The 928-nt window shown below is 45.0% G+C and carries 1 protein-coding gene; it reads right to left on the reverse strand.

Annotated elements, in window-relative coordinates:
- Positions 1–173: 173 nt before the first annotated feature.
- Positions 174–890 carry a response regulator transcription factor gene (locus tag KIV40_RS30595; RefSeq protein ID WP_285353044.1) on the reverse strand — a complete coding sequence of 239 codons (717 nt, stop codon included), beginning with the start codon at positions 888–890 and terminating at the stop codon, positions 174–176.
- Between the last annotated feature and the right edge of the window lie 38 nt (positions 891–928).

Genomic DNA, 928 nt, shown 5'->3' on the forward strand with positions numbered 1-928 from the left:
CTTTGAACGATCTAAGGTGGCGCTCAATTTGCGCCTCTTCCTGCCATACTAATCAGAGCGAAAACACCAAAAACACCGCAAACGAAGAGACAAAAGCGATCAGCGCGAATGTGCGCATTGCTCGGATCCTGACATCTTCGATTGAATTTCCAAGCCTAGTTCGAATCTTCATTCTAGTACTCACTATCTACAGCATGAGAATGAGTACTAGGCAACAGCAGCTGAAAACCGTGCTTAGGTATCGTCTTGAGTATCGGTGTTTCAAACGGTTTATCTAACACGTTACGAAGAAGATAAATGTGGCTGCGAAGCACATCTTTATCAGGGATATCATCTCCCCAAAGCAGATGGATTAAGGCCTCACGCGTTACCACATCACCTTGAGCTTTAACCAACTCTCGTAGGATCTGAAACATGATTGGAGTTAGGGAGAGTAGCTGCCCTTGTCGCGATGCAGTATGAGCTTTTTCATCAATCGTCACACCAGCAAAACTCAAGGTCTTTTGAGCGACTAAGCCTCTATTGCGTTTAATCAAGGCACAAAGCCTCGCTTCTAGCTCAGGAAACTGAAAAGGCTTACTCACAAAATCATCCGCACCAGAATCAAAGCTGCTCAGTAGATCTTGTTGTCCATTTAGGGCTGTTAGCATCAGGATGGGTGTACTCACACCATTTTGGCGAAGCTTGGTAGCGACCTGCATACCATCGAGCTTTGGCAGCATCACATCCAGAATAATGGCGTCGAAGTCATGATTCAGAGCCAGCTCAAAGCCCTGCTCTCCATCAGAAGCAAAATCAGCCACCGCATCTTTCACTTCAAGAAAATCAGCAATAATACCTTGCAGTTCTATGTTGTCCTCTACGACGAGAATACGGCTTCGCTTTAGCATCTGTTTACTCCTATTCAAAGCTAAAGCTTAATCCAAAA

The sequence above is a fragment of the Vibrio sp. D173a genome (genome assembly GCF_030248475.1).

What these genes read in the sequence shown, in the direction of transcription:
- KIV40_RS30595 (WP_285353044.1), bottom strand. Translation starts at nt 890, where the DNA reads ATGCTAAAGCGAAGCCGTATTCTCGTCGTAGAGGACAACATAGAACTG.